The organism is Sporosarcina koreensis, assembly GCF_001531445.1.
Classification (GTDB): domain Bacteria; phylum Bacillota; class Bacilli; order Bacillales_A; family Planococcaceae; genus Sporosarcina; species Sporosarcina koreensis_C.
Map to the genome: position 1 here is coordinate 1 of NZ_LQYA01000374.1, position 243 is coordinate 243.

The following is a 243-nucleotide window of genomic DNA, read 5'->3' on the forward strand; positions in this document are numbered from 1 at the left end:
TGTTCTGACCCTCGGAGAGCACACCTTTACGAATGTAAAGTATAGTGTGTTATACTTTACATGGAAGTTGACCGAAAACAGGTACACGTTTGTACCTCGTGAATGGAGCTGAAAAATGATGAGCTATGCAGTTTGTAGAATGCAAAAAATGAAGTCACATGATTTAAAAGGGATTCAATTTCACAATCAAAGAGAGCGGGAAAGTAAGACGAACCCCGATATTGATAAAGACAAATCAAATGA

The 243-nt window shown here is 37.9% G+C and carries 1 protein-coding gene; it reads left to right on the forward strand.

Annotation, left to right across the window (positions count from 1 at the left end):
• Positions 1 to 118: 118 nt before the first annotated feature.
• On the forward strand, positions 119 to 243 hold a 125-nt coding region (locus AWV70_RS23300; protein ID WP_201024475.1), incomplete at its 3' end, for a plasmid recombination protein.